This window comes from Gynurincola endophyticus, assembly GCF_003991195.1.
GTDB classification, from domain to species: domain Bacteria; phylum Bacteroidota; class Bacteroidia; order Chitinophagales; family Chitinophagaceae; genus Gynurincola; species Gynurincola endophyticus.
Window position 1 is genome coordinate 307,359 of sequence record NZ_RCWL01000005.1, and the last position, 18,651, is coordinate 326,009.

Consider the following 18,651-nt stretch of genomic DNA (forward strand, 5'->3'; position numbering starts at 1 on the left):
TATGCTCGTTATTATTGCATAGTATCAGTTAAAAATCAATATATGAAAATATCGTTTCACGGTGCAGCCAGAACAGTAACAGGTTCCAAACATCTTATTACTTTGAAGAATCAGAAAAAAATTTTATTAGACTGTGGTTTGTTTCAGGGAAAAGGTTCGGAGGCCGGCAGGTTAAATGCTGAGTGGGGATTTGAACCGGAATCCGTTGATTATGTGTTTTTGTCGCATGCACACATAGATCATTCCGGACTATTACCTAAGTTAGTGAAAGACGGCTTTAAAGGAAAAATTTATTGTACCCCCGCTACTGCAGAACTTGCTACAATTTTATTAGAAGACTCAGCAGGAATTCAGGAAGATGAAACGAAGTATATCAACAAAAAAAGAAGGGTAGAAGGTCGCCCTTTGTTAGATCCGTTATACACGATGGATGATGCCGTAAAAGTATTCGGCCAATTCAAAAAAATTGAATACGGCGGCTGGCATAAAGTAGATAATGATATTGAAGTGTTGTTTACTGATACAGGACATATCATCGGAAGTGCCGCAGTTCATGTGAAAATTACAGAAGACGGTAAAACCGAACAGGTTTCTTTCAGTGGAGATGTAGGCCGGTACCGCGATGTTATTCTAAAGTCTCCTCAAATATTTCCACAGGCAGATTATATTATTTTAGAATCTACTTACGGAAACAGTTTGCATGATTTACATGTTACGACTCCCGATCACCTGCTTGAAATAATAGAAGAAACATGTGTAAAGAATAAAGGTAAACTGATCATGCCTGCATTCAGTGTAGGCAGAACTCAGGAACTGCTGTTTGCATTAAACCAACTCGAACTCGAAAAGAGATTACCCAACGTCGATTATTATGTAGACAGCCCTTTGAGTGTTGAAACTACTGAACTGTTGAAAAAGTATCCGGAATACTTTAACAAGAATATGCAGAAACTATTAAAGGTAGATGGTGATCCGTTTAAATTTAAAGGACTGAAGTATATACAAACCGTTGAAGAATCAAAACTACTCAACTTTCGGCAGGAGCCCTGTGTAATTATTTCTGCCAGCGGTATGGCTGATGCGGGAAGAGTAAAACACCATATCAGAAACAATATCGAGAATAGCAAAAATACAATTCTGATGACCGGCTATTGTGAGCCTAATTCTTTAGGAGGACGCTTAATGAACGGTGCAAAAGAAGTAAGTATTTTCGGACAACGTCACGAAGTACACGCGGCTATTAAAAGTATCAGAAGTATGAGCGCACATGGAGATTTCGAAGATCTCTCGCAATTTCTCGCTTGCCAGGATCCTAAGCTCGTAAAACAGTTGTTTCTGGTACACGGAGAATATGAAGTGCAGGAAGCATTTAAAGATCGCCTGATGAAAAAAGGATTTGAAGTGAGTATTCCGGAAATGCATCAGGTATTCGGGCTCAGTTAAAAAAATAAAAGCTGGTGAACCAACCAGCTTTTTTCTTTTAATCCTTAAATATAGAAACCGTCGCTATATTATTTTCAACTCAAATACGATCCGTAACAAATATGTAAATCCTTTTCTGTAAATGAAAGTTTTTTAGATTAAACAGAACAAAAAAGCGATCAATGATCAGATTCTTGCGGTGAACGATTACAAAATGTTTAATCTTTTCAGTATTTCCGGCTTCTGTGATTTGGAAACAGGAATCTCATTACCCTGAATAAAAATAAAATTCTCCCGAATGTCATCTATTCTGGCAATATTCACAATATAAGATCGGTGAACTCGTATAAACTGCTGCTTGGGAACCTTCTCTTCAAGGTTTTTAATGGTATGGTGTGAGATGAATTTTTTGTCAGCGGTCACAAATTTCACATAATCGCCCATGCTTTCAATAAACAGAATATCAGTGAGGTTTAGCCTGATGAGTTTGCCGTCAGACTTGATAAAAATATGATCAGGCGATGTTTGTGTGGGTATCGATGGCGAATCGGTACTTAGCTTAGCGATCGCTTCAGAAAATCTTTGATAAGTATAGGGTTTCTTTAAAAAATCTACCACCTTGTATTCAAAAGCCGGGTAAGCATATTCAGGTTTTGAAGTGGTAAGAATTACTTTAGGCAGATAAGCTAATTGGTCTAATAAATCAAAACCGGTTGCTTCGGGCATTTCAACATCCAGAAAGATAAGATCAACAGGGTTTTCATTTAAGTAGGATAGAGCATCTGCAACGTTCGAGAACTTTGCCGTCACCTGAATATTTCCAGCTTTTTCACAACATTTGGATAAATATTCAGCTGCTACAGATAAGTCTTCAACAATAACGCAACGTAGCATCATAAGAATTGGGTATTATATTCCTTCAGTTGAAGATAAGTTTTTTCAAGCAATTGTTTACTATTTAGAATGGTTGAAATTAAATCTTTGTAAACAGCAGAACCACTATTCAGATCTTCATTTTTTCTGCATAAATCCTCATAATTCTTACAATCTTCCTGTACCTGCGGTAAACCCAGAAAGCCGAAGGTGGGCTTAAATTTATGGAGCGACTTTAGCAGCTGTTGCCGGTCGTTGCGGTCATAAGCGCCGGTAATTTCAGCCAGATCTGTATCGAAATGCTCCAGTGAGACCGAAAAGAGGTTCTCAATCGTTTGATAATCATCCTGATACAGCTCCCATAGAAATTCACTGTCGAAATTTGGGTCAAAACGGAAATTTTTATTTTCAGAGGCTTCCATAAAAATAGATTTTCATTTGATTCGTTATATGTTAACACCTATTCCCACTTATGAAAACAAGAATTCTTGATTTATGCCTTTCAATCTACCAGGAAATTATTTTTACCGGTATTGAAAATGGCGTGACCAAAGAACAAAAGAGCAAAAATATACGGTTTAATCAATTTATCATTTTAGCACTTTTGCTCAACTTCTTTTCAGTGCTGCTTTACTTCTATCACAAATTATACATAAGTGCTTTAATAAATATCACCTCAGCCTATATATTTTTATTGGCATTTTATCTGGGTGCAAAAAATAAAGTGAACTGGGGGCGTATTCTGGGTATCATAAATATCAATGCTTACCTGATGGTAGTAAGTTATGTGGAGGGGCTGAAAGCCGGTACTTACTTACTTTACTTTCCTTATTTTCTGGTGCTGACTTTTGTGGTGTCGATGCGAAGAAATATGCGTGAGTTAATGATCGTTTATACTATTACAATTATTTCAGCGTTTTGCTGCTTAAAGGCACTGCCGTACGAAAATAATATTCAGGTAATTACAGCCTCTCTTTATCAGAAATTATATGATTCTAATTTGCTGATGACCTTGTGCATGACAATTATTTTCTCCTATTTCATCCTCCGGATCAATAAAAAGAACGAGGAAGAAATTCTACAGGAAAAAAGATTTGGCGATACTATTTTCGATACTTCTCTGGATGGAGTATTTATTATGGACAGAACAAATAATGTAATAGCCAGTGTCAATAACAGGGTGTTAGAATTGTTTGAGATCAATAATAAAAATGAAATCATAGGCACATATATAGAGTCGTGGTTCGATGAGGGTGACCTGAAACGGTTCAATGCTATTGAAATGGAACTCGAAAAAGAACCCGCTAACTGGCAGGGAGAACTGGCATTTACTTCAAAAACCGGAAAAGTGATTTTCGGATATGTAAGTGTGGTTCCTTTCGAAGAAAAAGAAAACCGATACCTCAAAATAAGCGTATTGGATGTATCACAGGTAAAAATGGCTGAGTTTGAATTGATGAAAGCCAAAGAACAAGCAGAAGTGGCTGCACGCGTGAAATCAAGATTTTTAGCAAACATGAGCCACGAGTTGCGAACGCCACTCAACGGTATTATAGGATCTACCAATTTATTGGTAGAAGAACCTCATCTTGCCGCACAAAAAGATCATCTGGAGCTTTTGAAAAATGCTTCAGAGCACATGATGGTGCTGGTGAATGATATTCTGGATTATAACAAAATTGAAGCCGGTAAATTAGAACTGGCTGCAATGCCGGTACATATAAAATCGTTCTTAAAAAGGGTAATCGCTCCTTTTGCCTTGATGGCTAAGGAAAAGGGCTTGATTTTTGATTTCGAATTTAATGAAAAACTGAACGAAACCTTTTTGTTCGATGAAACAAGGCTTAATCAGGTACTAAGCAATTTGCTGAGTAATGCAGTTAAATTTACTCATCACGGAAAAGTTTCTATCAGTGTTACAGGTGTTATTGAAAAAAAACAACTTGGAAAAATAATATTCGAAGTACGGGATACAGGAATTGGTATTCCATCAAATAAACACAAAGAAATCTTTGAAAGTTTCACCCAGGCAGATGTAAACACTACCCGGAAATACGGTGGTACAGGTTTAGGTTTGGCCATCACAAAACAAATTATACAAAAATTCGGTTCAGAACTCAGCATAGAATCAGAAGAAAACAAAGGCTCAGGATTTAAATTCGAATTACAGCTTCCTTTGCAGAAAGAGCGTATACAGCCTTCTGTTATGAAGCTGATTAAAAATGAATCTAATCTTGAAGGAGTTAAAATACTCGTGGCCGAAGATAATCCTGTTAATATGCGCATCGTTACAAAATTTTTACTAAAATGGGGATGTATTGTAGAAGAAGTAACTAATGGTGTAGACTTTTTAGACATAGCAACAAAAAAAACGTATGACCTCTATCTGATAGATGTGGAAATGCCCGAAGTTGATGGCGTTACGGCAATTAAAGAATTAAGAAAACAAAAAAATTATATACCAGCCATTGCTTTTACCGCCGGCGTTTTTGATGACATGAAAGACTTGTTTTCTGAAAAGGGATTTAACGATTTTATACTGAAACCCTTTAAGCCTGGCGACTTATATGATAAAATTGTACAGCTGACTGAAGAAAACAAAGATAGAGCCGTTTCATAACCGGAATCAGGCAGTGATTTTTTGCCATCGCCATTAATTAAATGGTTAACAAATGTAAATGCATGGTTAATGTTAGGTTTGCCTCTAAAAGGTTTCATCATATTCAGAAAAGTTATACCTTAGTGGTAGAATTATTCGGAGAATCTCAAAAAAATACTGATCACAGATGATCGATTTTATTCGTTAGCGAATCAGTCGAAGCATTTTTTTGTTTGAAGATGTCAACTTGATAAATTTATCTTAGCATAAGAGTACTGACTTCTTTAAATAAAAAATTTACCCCCTAATTTCTTAGATCGTTTCGTGAATTAATTGCCTTTATTTAAGGCAACAATCTTCTATTTCAATTTTATACATTGTTCACTAAAAAAATGAGTATGTCCAGAACATTACTGCTGGTTTTGTTGCTGTCGCCCTTTCTGGTGTTTGCACAAAACAAGAAAGTGACTGGTAAAGTCACAGACGAAAATGGTCAACCGATTGCGGATGTTACCGTTTCCGGAAAAGGAAGCATGGTGGCAACGATAAGTGATGAGAACGGTAACTATTCCATTACTGTACCGGCAACCGTAAGAGATCTAGAATTTTCAAGTATCGGTTTTGCAAGTCAAACTTTAAGAATTAACGGAGAAACTTTAAATGTTGTAATGAAAGTTGCCGCCGGAGAATTGTCTCAGGTAGTTGTTACGGGTTATGTACAACAGAATAAGCGGCAAAGCCCGGGCTCTGTATCGGTAATCAAAGCCGACGAAGTTGCAAATCAACCTGTTGCCAGTTTTGACCGCGCTATACAAGGTAAAATTCCGGGTGTTTTAAGTACTTCAACTTCAGGACAACCGGGTGCCCCCGCACAGATTATCATTCGTGGGCAAGGTTCAATCAACGGCTCTAATGCACCATTATTTATTATGGATGGTATTGAAATCTCTTCTGCCGATTTCGCCGCTCTAAATACGAGTGATATAGAAACCTTCACTGTCTTGAAAGATGCAGCAAGTACTGCCATTTATGGATCCAGAGGTGCAAATGGTGTGGTGGTAATTTCTACGAAAAAAGGACGCGCCGGAGCCACCAGAGTCAATTATGACTTTCAGGTAGGTTGGTCAGAACTGCCTCCCGATAAATTACCGCTGATGAACTCAGCTCAAAAAATCGACTATGAAGTGAATTACGACAGACCAGACGGATTAAATCCGTTCGGCTGGAGTGCTTTTGAACAGGATAGCCTGAGTAAAATAGACAACCGTATGAGAGACGAACTGTTCCGTAAAGGAAAAATGCAGATGCACCAGCTCAACTTATCGGGTGGTTCTGATAAAACAGTTTTCTATGCTTCCGTTTCTGTTTTTGATCAGGAAGGTATTGTACGGGGAACAGACTTTAAAAGATATACCGGCCGTTTAAATGTTGAACACAGGTTCAGCCAGTTTAAATTAGGTATTAATACAACTGTCGGTTACTCAAAAAGAAACAGTACGCTCGAAGAATCTACTTATGTAGGTGCTCCGTTAAACGCCGTAAGATGGTTTAATCCATATATTACTTTGCGTGATGCTGATGGTAATTATCAGATCGACTTCCTGCAGGATCAACCAAACCCTTTACAGGAAATTGAAGGGGTAAGAAGAAGTACCAATCAGCTGAAAGCCGTGGCAAATGCCTATCTGGAATATAAAGCTCCTTTCCTGCCAGGCTTATCTGCCAGAACCAACTGGGGTATTGATTATTCTCAGATCGACAGTACCTCTTCTGCAGATCCTGCTACTAACTTAGGTGGCCAGCAAACAGGTAGCATGGGTATGTATGGCCGTTATAACGGTTACTTCTCAAGATATACAGGAACTACTTCGATCACTTATGAAAATGAGGTAGGCGATCACAATTTCAGAATCTCATTGTTCAATGAAATTTTAAAATATAAATTCAATAGTAACTACTTCCGTGGCTTCGGTTGGATGGGACCGTTCAAAAATGAAGCAGGTATCACTCCCGGAACTTATGATAACGGATTTATTCCTGAAGTAGCAGGAAATGCCAGCCAGAGTGCATTGCTGAGTTATTTCGCAGACGGATCATATGGCTATAAAGACAAATACTTCCTTTCGGCCGGTGTTCGTCGTGATGGGTCATCAAGATTCGGAGCCGAAAATAAATGGGCTACTTTCGGACAAGTCGGTTTCAGCTGGATCATGAGCGATGAAGCCTTCTTGCAAAATGCAAATTTCCTTGATGAACTGAAGTTTAAAATATCTTATGGTTCTGTAGGTAACCAGATAGGAATCGGAAACTTTGCTTCAAGAGAACTGTATTCTGCCACTTCTTATAATGGTCAGCCAGGTGTATTCCTGACCAACCTCGCTAACCCATCACTACGTTGGGAGAAAAAAGCAATTCTGAATACAGGTTTTGAATTCAGTTTGTTCAACCGGCTGTTAGTGGGTAGCGTAGAATTCTATAACTCTGTTACTAAAGACCTGTTCCTGAATCAAAACCTCTCCAGAACCAGCGGTTTCGGATCTATTCAGTCAAACCTGGGTGAGCTGAGAAACAGAGGTATTGAAGTAGGGTTAACAGCAAATCTGGTAAGAGGTGTAAACTGGCAGTGGAGTTTAGGCGCCAACTATACCTACAATAGAAACAAAATCATTTCTCAACCAGGACAGCCGAAGAATTTCTCAGGTGTTGTAATCAATGAAGAAGGATATGCTGCTAATTCACTCTATCTGGTAAAAGTAGCAGGTGTGGATCCTCAAACAGGAGAAGAATTGTATTATGATATTAACGGAAATATTACTAAGGTTTACTCTGCCAATGACAGACAAAACGTTGGTACCGTAATCGCCCCGCACTTTGGTGGTTTAACCAATACCTTAACCTACAGAGGAATTACGCTGGATGTGGTATTCAGTTATGCATTCGGAAATGTACTGTATAATAATGATCGCACAAACGTTGAAAACCCTGATTACTGGTTCTCTTCTTTGTCGAGCGCTATGTTAAACGAGTGGAGAAAACCGGGTGATATTACAGATATTCCTTCTTCGGAATACGTATTCAGAACTACTACCACAAGATTCATGGAAAAAGGAGATTTCCTTCGTTTAAGGAATATTCAGTTATCATATAGCTTACCTAAAGTTTGGTTAGATCGGATTGGAGTTAGAAACGCTTCTGTTTACTTGAGCGGACAAAACGTGCACGTATGGCACAACTTCAAAGGATACGACCCCGAATTCAGTAACCCTGTTGTTACCGGTTCGGTATATCCACAACTTCGTTCTTATTCTTTAGGGCTAAATATTGGTTTATAATTTAACTGACTACAACTATGATTAAAAAATATATCTTAAGCTTTTTGATAGCATCGTCGCTATTAGGGGGCTGTAGCAAATTCATCGACGTAGAACCTACGCACGATCTTGACGGCGAAAAGTTCTTCAAAAACCTCGATGATATAGAGTATGAATTAGTAGGTACCTATGCTCGCCTGCGAAGCACCAGCTGGTTCGGTGATGACACCAACCCGTTCCTGTCATTGCCGGATATGATATCTGATAACCTGTACGAAACAATCTATTCTCTCAGAAACTTTACTACCCACATTCGTTGGGCTATTACAGAAGATGATACGAGAATTACAAATGTATGGACTGCCGGTTATAATGTTATCTTAAATGCGAATATTGTATTAACTAAAATCGAATCTTTAGCCAGCGAAAATCCTGAACGGGCCAATCGTTTAAAAGCACAGGCTTATGTATTAAGAGCAATGGCACACTTCGATTTAATGAGATACTTTGCTGATAACTATGATCGTAATTCTACCGCACTAGGGGTTCCTTATACAAAGTCTATCGACAAGTTTAATAAACCGCCGCGTATTACAGTGAAGGACGATTATGATATGATTTATGCTGATTTAAACGAAGCAATGAACCTGTTCCAAAATATGGATAGAGATATCAATGTAGGTGGAGGCAGAGCATTCATCGACGAATTTGTAGCAAAAGCATTGTTGGCAAGAATCAGTCTCTACAATAAATCTTATGTAGATGCTATTAATTATGCTACAGATGTAATTGATGAATTTCCAATAGCAAATCGCGCAACTTATCCGCAAATATGGACAGACGCCACTTTAAACGAAGTCATCTGGTCGTATACATTTAATGCCGGAGAAGGACGTATTGCCGGAAACATCTATTGGGCACCGAACGACCGTTTATCTTTTACCGTATCAAAAGCTTTGGAAGCTACATATGATAAAGTAAACGATATCCGTTATTCAACATTTTATATAGAGAATTACAGACCGAATGTAACAGGCTTTAAGAAACATCTGGCCAAACAGGCAATGATTACAAAGCCAGACGGTGTGGTAAACTATAAAGTATTCAGAACTTCCGAAATGTATTTAATTCGTGCGGAAGCTAAATTGAAACAACCTACACCTGACCCGGCCGGTGCATTAGATGACCTGGATGAAGTAAGAATGGCAAGAATTAACGGATTTACATCTGGCGGAGAAACCGGCGCCGCACTCGAAGATGCAATTGCACTCGAGAGAAGAAAAGAATTAATCGCTGAAGGACACCGCTTTTTCGACCTGAAACGAACCGTAAGAACGATTAATCGTGATAATTGTAGCGTGGCTTGTACCCTTGCTTCTAATAACAGAGCCTGGACATGGCCTATCCCAACTGCTGAAATTTTAGCAAACCCGAATATCGGAAATCAGAATCCGGGCTATTAAAATATCATTTCTTTCGATCGTTTAAAAGGAAGTGCGACCGCACTTCCTTTTTTTATGCGATAAATCTCCTTAATTTTTGTGCTTATTCCTTTTCTTTATAAATTTAAACAAGTAACCAAATTTCACAATAATGCGAATTGCAAGAAAGACTGCTTGTTTTGTTGCCTGCTTAGGTCTCGCAACTTCAATACTGGCACAACGCCCGGCCCAGGTGCCGCCGGCAACCCCAAATACCACAACGGCTGCCCCGGCTGCCAAAGAAGAAAAAAACACTTCCACCTTTAATCCCGACCATCAGGTAGTTACCCAATCAGAAGTAACTATCAAAGGCAAACGAATCCCTTATAAAGCAACTGCCGGAACACTACCTGTATTCGGTGAAAATCAAAAAGTAATTGCCGGCTTATTTTTCACTTATTACGAAAGAACTGACGTAAAAAATATTGATGAAAGACCATTGGTGATTTCATTCAATGGTGGCCCGGGTTCTGCGTCTGTATGGATGCATATCGGATATACCGGCCCGGTTCTTTTAAATATTGATGATGAAGGATATCCGGTACAACCTTATGGATTTACAGAAAATAAAGAATCAATCTTAGATGTAGCTGATATCGTTTTTATAGATCCGGTAAATACCGGCTACTCAAGAATCGTTGATCAGTCTGTTCCTAAATCTACTTTCTTCGGTGTACGCGCAGATATTACTTACCTGGCTGAGTGGGTGAGAACATTCGTTACCCGTTATAACAGATGGGGCTCTCCTAAATATCTGATCGGCGAAAGTTATGGTACTACCCGTGTATCAGGTTTGGCCGACGAACTGCAAAACAGTAAATGGATGTTTATGAATGGAGTAATCCTTGTTTCTCCTACCGAACTTGGTATTACCAGAGGCCCGGCTTTACAGGCAGCACTTAGATTACCTTACTTTGCGGCTACCGCCTGGTATCATAAAAAACTGGCTCCTAAACATCAGCAAAGAGATTTGACCGCTTTCTTACCCGAGGTAGAAGCTTTCACGATGAATGAACTGATTCCAGCTCTTCATAAAGGAAACTCTTTAAGTGTAAATGAACGTGCCGCTATCGCAGCGAAAATGGCAGAATATTCAGGCTTAAGTCAAAAAGTAATCGAACAAAATAATTTACAGGTGTCTACTAACTTCTATTGGAAAGAATTATTGAGAGAAGAAGGTTTCACCGTAGGACGTTTAGATTCGCGCTACAAAGGTATCGACCGCTCAAATGCCGGCATGTCTCCTGATTATAATGCTGAGTTAGACTCATGGTCACATTCATTTACCCCGCCGATCAATATGTATCTGAGAAATGCATTGAACTATAAAACCGACTTACAATATAATATGTTCGGTCCTGTAAATCCATGGGACAGAACCGGTGATAATACCGCAGAAAGACTAAGAGCTGCCATGGCTAAAAATCCTAACCTGCATTTGTTGGTTCAATCTGGCTATTATGACGGTGCCTGTGACTATTTCATGGCAAAATACAATCTGTGGCATTTTGACCCATCGGGTAAATTAAGCGACAGAGTTGACTGGAAAGGTTATCGTAGCGGACACATGATGTATCTGCGTAAGCCAGACCTGGGAGAAGGAAATGAACATATTCGTCAGTTCATTTTGAAATCTCTGCCTAAAAAAGGCGCAGGAGCAAAATATCAATAATGAATCTTCTGTTCATTAGCATGCCAACCAGACCGGTTGGCATTTTTTTTGAATAATAACTGGTATACTCCCTTCACCCACCGCAAATTTTTAAAAAACCTCCTTTTATGAAAAAAAAATCACTTATCGCTATTGCGGTGATAACAACAATGCTTGGCCTTTCATTACCATCTTGTAAACCAACGGTTAAAGATGCGGATATCGTAAATAAAATTGAAACATCAAAGGCCGGAATGCCTGATATGAATGATGTAACAATCACTGTGAAAGACGGTGTTGCTACATTGACCGGAACAGTGCCTTCCGAGCAAGCGAAAAGTGCAGCTGAGAATAATGTTAAATCAGTAGAAGGTGTTAAATCAGTCGTTAATAATCTTACTGTTGTAACGCCACCACCGCCTCCACAAGAATTCCCTGCTGATGATGTGATCAAACAAGGGGTGAATACAGCCATTAAAGATTTCAAAAAAGTAACCGCTGAAGTAAAAGAAGGCGTTATCACTTTAACAGGTGAAATTAAAAGAGATGAACTGCCTAAACTAATGCAGATGTTGCATGATCTGAAACCTAAAAATGTTGTAAATAACCTCACTATAAAATAACTGCAATGAACTTACAAAGTAAATATCAGACACTCATTGAAGCCGCACAGAAAAGTGGGGTAGATAACTTACGGGTTCGGGAAGAAAATAATGTGTTGTATATAGATGGTGATGCACCCAACGGTTCGGTGAAGGATCATCTTTGGGATACCTACGGACAAATTGATCCTGATTTCAGATCAGGTGATGTTGTACTAAATGTGAATGTTTCCAATATGGAAGCAGGAGCAAAAGCCAGAGTGACCACAGAATCTTCAAATCTGAACATTCGTAAAGGTCCTGGTACTGATCAGCCAATCGTCGGAAAAGCTGCTCACCAATCTCATGTTACCTTGATCAGTAAGACTAATGACCAATGGTGGTTAGTGCGTACAGAAAAAGGAGAAGAGGGATATGCATACGCACAATATCTTACTGTGGAATAGAAATTTTCTTTCCGGTACTAAAAAGACTATATCTTAATTGATATAGTCTTTTTTTAGTATTTATTAGTTGAGAAAGCTATGCAGGTTTTTTATTCACAATTATTAATTCTTAATTGTATTCTTAGCTTCTCCACATGGCGTGCTGCGAAGCAGTGTGCAAATCTCTCCAGATTAAATTAATCATAGAGTTGGCATCTACCGCGTGCATGCCTAAATGCGGAAACAGTTCGTGAATATTTCTGTACTGTTCTTTAATAATTTCTTTGCAGCTGGTAATAAATGATACACTCGTTTTTTCTTCAATAACTATCTCATGTTGAATTTTGTTCCAGATGCCATCAATCTGCTGGTAAAACTTTAACATGGTTTGCTCCAGTGCAAACTGATAACCCTGAATTTTATCAGCTATAACATTCTTGTTTTCAGATTCAGCTATTTTATAGGCTTCCTCCCAGAAATGCTCCACCATGCCACCATAGTTTACGGCCAGTGTGGCCATCGCCATAATATTAAAAGGTATTTGAAAAACTTTACTGTCGTGCGTAGTTAAGGTCTGATCAATTTTAAACAACTGCTCAGGTGATAAAAGAATATTGTCTACCGCAAAGTTATGAGTACCTGTGCCACGCATCCCCATCTTGTTCCAGGTATGCAACAATCTGATCTGATGCGGATAAAGATAACCGCTCACCACTTCATTGCTATTTTTCATTTTTGCATTAAAAGTGATGTGTGTGGCTTTCTCAATACCTGTTGCATATTGCCACTGTCCGTTTAAAATAAAACCTTCTTCTGTACGAGTCAGAATTCCATTGGTTTGACCTGACCCTGCCCAGATATTATCAGACGTATTAAATACTTCTTTTCCATTTTTAATAAAGCCTGCAAACCAGTTCGCTCCGCTGCATAAAGTTACCGTCCAACCCAAACTGCCATCGATCCATGCTAACTCATAGAGCGTTTTTACAATCGTCGGAAAATCAAAATCATTCCCTCCAAGTTCTTCAGGCAGCCAGATATTGATCCAGTTATTCTCTTGAATGATCTTCCATTGGACAGGCGTTAATGCATTCTGTTGATCAGCAATAAAAGCTTCTTGTCGTAAATCGTTTCTTGTTTTCTCCGGCAGCAATCTGTTAATTGAGTTCATTCTTGAGTTCTTTTTTCCATGCAATATATCCAGTTATAGCAACAATAAACAAAAATGTAGTGAGAATCGCATACAAATAAATTCCTTTGTGCCATTGTAGTGGAATTGCAATGATGTTCGAAATATTTAAAACTATCCAGTTCTCTACCTTCCGTTGCGTTAGTAACCACGTTCCAGACCAGGCAAAAGCAGATACCACCGAATCCCATACAGGGGTGGTAGAATCTGTGTACAAAACTAATGCAGTATACAATACCCCGAAACTGATCAGTGTAATCATAGCGGTAATACGGTAATCACGTCGGGTAGATTTCGTAATAGGCAATACAGACTGATTTTTCGGCCTTATCCATACATACCAGCCATAAATACTGATTACAACATAATAGAGATGCAATAGTGCTTCTGCATACAATTTTACGTCAACAAAGATGTAGATAGATAAAGAAGTTGATAAAATCCCGAAAGGATATAAAAGCACATTGTTTTTACGTGCTAAAAGTACTTGCGTAACGCCGGCCAGAACGGCAATATATTCCAGATAACCGGTGTTTTTTAATTCATTGAGTAAATGATCTAACATAAAAATTGATTTTCCCTACGCCGGCATTATCCGGATCAGGTGTTTGAATACTATTGTTGGGTATTCAAAGGGTCTGTTCTCAGCCTTACGGCACCCCTGAGTGATACAAAAGTAGGTAAATAAGTGGAGAGTAGAGAAATGAGTGGGTAGGTTTGCTTCAACAATTTTATTTGAACCGTTACGGAACAAAAAAAGTTAACCCATACAATGGATAAAAAAAAAGACGCATAACACATGCGCCTTTTCCGGAAATAATGATGAAATTTTTGAAACTACCGATCATTTAAAAGTCTGATTGACAGCGCTGGCGCCGGACTCTGTCCGGTGCCCGTTCATCAAAGCCCGTCCGGTGTGAATGGTTAATTACCCGTCAGCTTATTCAACTGCACTTCCAGCTCCTCATTTGCTTCACCCGTTCTAACGTATTGGATGATTTTATTTTTATCCGCAATAAGCGTTAATGGATAAGACGAAACACCATACCCCTCTACAATTTCACGGGCATCGGTAAGATTCTCAAACTTAAAAGTATGTTTCTTTAAAAACTTCTTTACTTCTTCCTGTTTGTTGAATGTCATACTTACAAAAACAATGTCCTTATCCTTGTATTTTTCGGTAAGACTGTTCAGGTAAGGCATCTCTTTGATACAGGGGGCACATTCGGTAAACCAGAAATTTAAAACGATGATCTTGTCTTTATAGCTTGCTAATGTTTTTTTGTTACCATTTACATCTTTCGTTTCAAAGTCAGATAAAATTTCTCCCACTTTGAACGGATTGTAGCGCAGAACTTTGATACTGCTACCGTTTGCGGAAGTAATGCTTTCTTCAATTGCTTCACCCTTTTTTTGTGGGGTAGGACGGTTTTTTGAGCCATGTAAATTGATGAGCATAAATATATTCTGGCGCTCGTTGTAGTCTAAGTATTTGTACCTTTCTTTATTTTCAATGGCAGCTGCTTCTGCTGGTCTTATTTCTTCTAAACTAACCAGCGAAAACTCACGCTTACCATTCGCTCCCATACTCATTTGAATAGAATTCAGCATTTTGAGTTTAAACTTAACCGGTAAACCAGGTAAATCTTTAAAACTATAACCGAGATGGGCCGCTTCCAGTTTATAATCGGTCGTATACCAAACTTCAATTTGTTCTTTGATCCCATTCACATCATATTCAAAAATAGCTTTCTTACAATTGAAGCCATTGATCGTAGCCGTTTCATTGAGTAATTTCATTGAAGGGGTTGACTGTTCATACAGCCCTAAAGAAAAAAAGGTCGGCATGTTTTCCTCGTCGAGGTAATAATAATTTTCGTAATCTGTCAGATAAAAATACCCGCGGTTATTTTTTGCATCCAGCAGGCTGATGGCCAGAACGTTTTCACTTTCTTTCCTTTCCTTTTTGAGATATTGATCGGAAAAACTTATTGAGTGTGCATTTGCTCTTTTAGACGTGCGGCCATCCTGCATGTCTATAAAATTTTCTTCGTTATAAACTAATTTTGCTGCAGTCAGAACGGTTTGGGCCTGTACAGAAACGGTTAACAGTATAATGACGGCGAAGGGAAACAATTTTTTCATACATGAAGGTTTGTGATCATGAAATGTACAATCCTTTCATGATAAAAAAGAGTGACTTAATAATGCTTAACAGTATTTATTACTATTTAACACTTAGGCATTTTAGCCTACCCGCCATCCGTTTTCAACAGGTTTATCCGTTGTTAGTAAAGTAACTTCCTTATCATTCACCACACCCAGAATAAGGCATTGGCTTTGAATGGTTGCAATTTGTTTGGGTGGGAAATTGATCACTGCTATTACTTGTTTGCCCACCAGTTCTTCGGGAGTGTATAATTTTGTTATCTGGGCAGATGATTTTCGGATACCGTATTCGCCAAAGTCTATCACTACTTTGTACGCAGGGTTTTTCACTTCTTTAAACACTTCTGCACTGATGATAGTACCTGCTCTCATTTCTATTTTTGCGAAATCATCCCAGTTGATTTCTGAGGTTTCTATATTTGAATGCATATCTTTTTCTGAATTGATGTAGCGGTATCGCTGTTAATTGAAGATAGTACAGGAATTTAAATAAAAAAGACTTATCTGAATCCATTTTTTATTTTGTTTTCCGAAACGATTCATCGCCCAATGCTTTTCCGTACAGACAGACAACCTTGTAACTTTAACAGCTGCAAAGAATAAGTAAAAGACACAAGGAGAATTATTGCCGGATGGCTTAGCTCCGCTGCTGCTTCACCTTATTCCGGAAATAGCAAAAAATGCTTATTTTTAGTATAATTCACTTTTGAGATTGAAAAAGACATTAAAAGAATATCGGCTGTATCAGCATCTTTCACAACAGCAACTCGCTGAGCAATCCGGAGTTTCATTGAGAACTATTCAGCGTATCGAAAGTGGCGCGTCTGCCGGAAGCCCTTATATCATCAGGCAACTAAGCGCAGCGCTGAATATTGATTCGCTGAATTTAATACCTGTTAATGCGGCTCCGGAGCCGGAGAGTAATACCGAGAAGCTCCCGGAAAGTGGTAGTATAACTGAATACGTCTATAACAGGCGGGTAAAGTATATTAATTTCAGTGCACTAACTGCCTGCTGTTTCCCATTTCTGAATCTGGTGATTCCTGTCGCGCTTTATTTCCTCTTTAGAAAATCACTCACTGACAGTCGCAATAAAACTGCCGTAAAGAAGATACTTAGTCTCCAAATTCTTTGGTCGGTAGCTGCATTAATTATGCTGATCGCCATTCCGTTGATCGATTACTACTTATTAAAGGTTGGTGAAGTGTTGGAAATCCCGCTTTTTGTTTGGAGCTATCTGTTGCTAGTCATTGTTTTGATGTTGATTACGCTGAAAACAGCCAGTGATATCAACAGGAAACAAGATCTGCTTACTTTTGTTCCGGATATCCTCTGAATGTGTTGAAGGCGGCTGATGTCGTCTTTTTGTCGTAAAAATGGCGGCCTTCCTGAAAGGCTGGTAAGTTGCCTGTAATCTATTTTGCATAAAATTTTTGATGCATATGAACAAGTTAATTTATGCCAGCCTGAAGTTATATGTCTGTATCTGGATTGTTTTTTCGCCCGAAAATGCCGTTGCCCGGAAACAATTGCCTGACTCTACCATAGCACAGTTAAAAATTGGCATCCGTAGCTTTCAGGAAAGATACCACTCGCCCAGTATAGCCGTAGCCATTGTTCATGGTGATTCACTTATTTTTAGTGATGCAGGAGGCTACATCGACCTGGAAAATAAAATTCCCGCCACTGTAGATGCCAGGTATCAGATTCAGTCTGTTACTAAAATGTTCACAGCCACAATGTTTATGCAAATTTGGGAAAAGGGGGTGATTAACGGTGTTGACAAGGTAAGCAAATATGTTCCGGAGTTTTCAGGAGATGCTACCTATCTTGAACTCGCTACTCACAACTCAGGGCTTCCAAGAAATTCTCCGGCAGATATTGACTTTGCACGGCAGGTCGACAAATGGTTCCTCACAAAGAAGAATGAAAGTGCCATCAGCTCAGCAAAAAAGGAAGCGTTTATTCAATCACTTGCGTTTGTGAGTAAGTTATATCCAAGTTATGAGTTTCTCAGACAGGATACCAGGCGCTATTCCAATCTTGGGTATGGATTGTTAGGTCTGGCCCTGGAACGAGCCGCAGGAAAAGATTATGAAACGTATATACTATCCAATATTTGTAAGCCTCTGGGACTCTCTAATACGGGCTTCGGAACAGTTGGAACAACAGAGAATCTTCTTGCCAGAGGTTATTATTACCTGAATGATTCGGCAGGTTTTATCCGTACGCCTGATTACTATTCTGCTTCTATGATTCCCGCTGGCGGGATGTACTCCTCCGCACTGGATATGGCCAAGTTTATCAGTGCTCAATTTGACGGAAATAAGGAAGTGCTTTCTGCAAAAGGACTTCGGATGATGCAGCAACTGGGTATCGGCTGGATGCGTAACTATCCGTTTATAACACATGAGGGTTCAATGCTTGGCGCACGCGCAACAATCGTCGTTCACCCGCGGCTTCAAATTGGATGGGTGATACTGACCAATACCACAGACTTTTCATTTAATCGTATTAATGAATACATTGCCAGCCTGATTGTACCTGTTTATCTGGAAAAACCGATTGTGGATCTCGTAAAATATACTGGTACCTACGTACTGGATGGAGCTTATGGTAAACTGGAGATCTACCTGAAAGAGGGTAAACTTTATTCAACTTACCTGCAGGATATGCTTCCGGAGCAGGAACTGTATTTTTCTGGTGAAAATTCGCTTACGGTGAAGGGATCAAATGGACATGATATCCGGTATGAGTTTATTCCCGGAAAAGGAAATGAATTCAAAGCGCTCGTGCTCAATCAGCTCTTATGGAAAAAGGAATGAAAATAATAGTGTTGCCATAACACCTGCCAAATAAAAAACCGTAAGCCTAACCATCTGTTAAACTTACGGTTTTTTGTACCGCGTACGGGATTCGAACCCGTATC

The 18,651-nt window shown here is 39.0% G+C and carries 15 protein-coding genes; 9 read left to right on the top strand and 6 right to left on the bottom strand.

Annotation, left to right across the window (positions count from 1 at the left end; translation table 11 throughout):
• Positions 1 to 42: 42 nt before the first annotated feature.
• A complete protein-coding gene (locus D9O48_RS11810; protein ID WP_126973182.1) occupies positions 43 to 1,443 on the top strand; it encodes an MBL fold metallo-hydrolase in 1,401 nt (466 codons plus the stop codon).
• A 186-nt stretch (positions 1,444 to 1,629) separates the two neighbouring features.
• Here D9O48_RS11810 and D9O48_RS11815 read toward each other — a convergent pair whose 3' ends face one another.
• Positions 1,630 to 2,319 carry a LytR/AlgR family response regulator transcription factor gene (locus tag D9O48_RS11815; RefSeq protein ID WP_126973183.1) on the bottom strand — a complete coding sequence of 230 codons (690 nt, stop codon included), beginning with the start codon at positions 2,317 to 2,319 and terminating at the stop codon, positions 1,630 to 1,632.
• Positions 2,316 to 2,717, bottom strand: a complete 402-nt coding sequence (locus tag D9O48_RS11820; RefSeq protein ID WP_126973184.1) for an Hpt domain-containing protein — start codon at positions 2,715 to 2,717, stop codon at positions 2,316 to 2,318. Before D9O48_RS11820 ends, D9O48_RS11815 begins: the two co-directional genes overlap by 4 nt.
• A gap of 50 nt (positions 2,718 to 2,767) precedes the next feature.
• Between D9O48_RS11820 and D9O48_RS11825 the strand changes: the two genes are divergently transcribed.
• The 6 genes from D9O48_RS11825 (at position 2,768) to D9O48_RS11850 (ending at position 12,385) form a co-directional block, all read left to right on the top strand.
• Entirely contained in the window at positions 2,768 to 4,915 is a 2,148-nt protein-coding gene (locus D9O48_RS11825; RefSeq protein ID WP_126973185.1) for an ATP-binding protein, read from the top strand.
• Positions 4,916 to 5,292: 377 nt separating this feature from the next.
• Entirely contained in the window at positions 5,293 to 8,226 is a 2,934-nt protein-coding gene (locus D9O48_RS11830) for a SusC/RagA family TonB-linked outer membrane protein (RefSeq protein WP_126973186.1), read from the top strand.
• A gap of 17 nt (positions 8,227 to 8,243) precedes the next feature.
• Positions 8,244 to 9,668 (top strand): RagB/SusD family nutrient uptake outer membrane protein, encoded by a 1,425-nt coding sequence (locus D9O48_RS11835; RefSeq protein ID WP_126973187.1) that lies wholly within the window; start codon positions 8,244 to 8,246, stop codon positions 9,666 to 9,668.
• Positions 9,669 to 9,798: 130 nt separating this feature from the next.
• A complete protein-coding gene (locus tag D9O48_RS11840; RefSeq protein WP_126973188.1) occupies positions 9,799 to 11,358 on the top strand; it encodes a S10 family peptidase in 1,560 nt (519 codons plus the stop codon).
• 107 nt (positions 11,359 to 11,465) lie between these two features.
• A complete protein-coding gene (locus D9O48_RS18760; RefSeq protein ID WP_158624878.1) occupies positions 11,466 to 11,960 on the top strand; it encodes a BON domain-containing protein in 495 nt (164 codons plus the stop codon).
• A 5-nt stretch (positions 11,961 to 11,965) separates the two neighbouring features.
• Complete coding sequence (locus tag D9O48_RS11850) at positions 11,966 to 12,385, top strand: SH3 domain-containing protein (RefSeq protein ID WP_126973189.1); 420 nt, start codon at positions 11,966 to 11,968, stop codon at positions 12,383 to 12,385.
• A gap of 121 nt (positions 12,386 to 12,506) precedes the next feature.
• On the opposite strand, the gene D9O48_RS11855 is transcribed toward D9O48_RS11850, so the two are convergent.
• From D9O48_RS11855 to D9O48_RS11870, 4 genes are all read right to left on the bottom strand, one after another.
• Entirely contained in the window at positions 12,507 to 13,535 is a 1,029-nt protein-coding gene (locus tag D9O48_RS11855) for an acyl-CoA dehydrogenase family protein (RefSeq protein ID WP_126973190.1), read from the bottom strand.
• Positions 13,522 to 14,118, bottom strand: a complete 597-nt coding sequence (gene pnuC / locus D9O48_RS11860; protein ID WP_126973191.1) for a nicotinamide riboside transporter PnuC — start codon at positions 14,116 to 14,118, stop codon at positions 13,522 to 13,524. Before pnuC ends, D9O48_RS11855 begins: the two co-directional genes overlap by 14 nt.
• 359 nt (positions 14,119 to 14,477) lie before the next feature.
• Positions 14,478 to 15,698 carry a redoxin domain-containing protein gene (locus tag D9O48_RS11865; protein ID WP_126973192.1) on the bottom strand — a complete coding sequence of 407 codons (1,221 nt, stop codon included), beginning with the start codon at positions 15,696 to 15,698 and terminating at the stop codon, positions 14,478 to 14,480.
• A 102-nt stretch (positions 15,699 to 15,800) separates the two neighbouring features.
• Positions 15,801 to 16,151, bottom strand: coding sequence for a tRNA-binding protein (locus D9O48_RS11870; RefSeq protein ID WP_126973193.1), 351 nt, complete (start codon positions 16,149 to 16,151; stop codon positions 15,801 to 15,803).
• A gap of 283 nt (positions 16,152 to 16,434) precedes the next feature.
• On the opposite strand from D9O48_RS11870, the gene D9O48_RS11875 reads away from it, so the two are divergent.
• Both D9O48_RS11875 and D9O48_RS11880 read left to right on the top strand, forming a co-directional pair.
• Positions 16,435 to 17,058 carry a helix-turn-helix domain-containing protein gene (locus D9O48_RS11875; RefSeq protein WP_158624879.1) on the top strand — a complete coding sequence of 208 codons (624 nt, stop codon included), beginning with the start codon at positions 16,435 to 16,437 and terminating at the stop codon, positions 17,056 to 17,058.
• Positions 17,059 to 17,164: 106 nt separating this feature from the next.
• Positions 17,165 to 18,547 carry a serine hydrolase domain-containing protein gene (locus D9O48_RS11880; RefSeq protein WP_158624880.1) on the top strand — a complete coding sequence of 461 codons (1,383 nt, stop codon included), beginning with the start codon at positions 17,165 to 17,167 and terminating at the stop codon, positions 18,545 to 18,547.
• Positions 18,548 to 18,651: the final 104 nt, after the last annotated feature.

What these genes read in the sequence shown, in the direction of transcription:
- D9O48_RS11810 (WP_126973182.1), top strand. Translation starts at nt 43, where the DNA reads ATGAAAATATCGTTTCACGGTGCAGCCAGAACAGTAACAGGTTCCAAA.
- D9O48_RS11815 (WP_126973183.1), bottom strand. Translation starts at nt 2,319, where the DNA reads ATGATGCTACGTTGCGTTATTGTTGAAGACTTATCTGTAGCAGCTGAA.
- D9O48_RS11820 (WP_126973184.1), bottom strand. Translation starts at nt 2,717, where the DNA reads ATGGAAGCCTCTGAAAATAAAAATTTCCGTTTTGACCCAAATTTCGAC.
- D9O48_RS11825 (WP_126973185.1), top strand. Translation starts at nt 2,768, where the DNA reads ATGAAAACAAGAATTCTTGATTTATGCCTTTCAATCTACCAGGAAATT.
- D9O48_RS11830 (WP_126973186.1), top strand. Translation starts at nt 5,293, where the DNA reads ATGTCCAGAACATTACTGCTGGTTTTGTTGCTGTCGCCCTTTCTGGTG.
- D9O48_RS11835 (WP_126973187.1), top strand. Translation starts at nt 8,244, where the DNA reads ATGATTAAAAAATATATCTTAAGCTTTTTGATAGCATCGTCGCTATTA.
- D9O48_RS11840 (WP_126973188.1), top strand. Translation starts at nt 9,799, where the DNA reads ATGCGAATTGCAAGAAAGACTGCTTGTTTTGTTGCCTGCTTAGGTCTC.
- D9O48_RS18760 (WP_158624878.1), top strand. Translation starts at nt 11,466, where the DNA reads ATGAAAAAAAAATCACTTATCGCTATTGCGGTGATAACAACAATGCTT.
- D9O48_RS11850 (WP_126973189.1), top strand. Translation starts at nt 11,966, where the DNA reads ATGAACTTACAAAGTAAATATCAGACACTCATTGAAGCCGCACAGAAA.
- D9O48_RS11855 (WP_126973190.1), bottom strand. Translation starts at nt 13,535, where the DNA reads ATGAACTCAATTAACAGATTGCTGCCGGAGAAAACAAGAAACGATTTA.
- pnuC (WP_126973191.1), bottom strand. Translation starts at nt 14,118, where the DNA reads ATGTTAGATCATTTACTCAATGAATTAAAAAACACCGGTTATCTGGAA.
- D9O48_RS11865 (WP_126973192.1), bottom strand. Translation starts at nt 15,698, where the DNA reads ATGAAAAAATTGTTTCCCTTCGCCGTCATTATACTGTTAACCGTTTCT.
- D9O48_RS11870 (WP_126973193.1), bottom strand. Translation starts at nt 16,151, where the DNA reads ATGCATTCAAATATAGAAACCTCAGAAATCAACTGGGATGATTTCGCA.
- D9O48_RS11880 (WP_158624880.1), top strand. Translation starts at nt 17,165, where the DNA reads ATGAACAAGTTAATTTATGCCAGCCTGAAGTTATATGTCTGTATCTGG.